Origin of the sequence: Paenibacillus sp. VTT E-133291 (assembly GCF_002264395.1) — a bacterium.
GTDB lineage: Bacteria > Bacillota > Bacilli > Paenibacillales > Paenibacillaceae > Paenibacillus_AQ > Paenibacillus_AQ nitricinens.
The window spans coordinates 1-271 of the sequence record NZ_NFVA01000272.1 but is presented as its reverse complement, the minus strand read 5'-3'; the positions used below and the strand labels follow the sequence as shown (position 1 = coordinate 271).

The 271-nt window shown below is 49.1% G+C and carries 1 protein-coding gene; it reads right to left on the bottom strand.

The features are described from left to right. Positions 1–271, bottom strand: a 271-nt coding sequence (locus tag CA598_RS32655; protein ID WP_179281796.1) for a hypothetical protein, incomplete at both ends; no start/stop codon positions are given.

Below are 271 nucleotides of genomic sequence, written 5' to 3'. Positions count from 1 at the left end.
CCGATTCATTATTGGATGAATCCTTAGCAGTAATCACGAAACGATACGTTCCTGCGCGCAAATCACCGACATTAGCTGCATTCACAGATCCGTCTGCTTCACTGGTGCCTAATGCGATAGCTGTTCCTAATTCATCGGCATCTACTTCACCGTTCTCATTCGTATCCGTCCACAGATAGGCTTGAACTGCTGCTCCTTGCTCTCCAATAGCTCCCGCTAACCCGCGAAGCTGATCTTGTGTCCCGTTGTAGTTATCCACCGCCTCGAACTT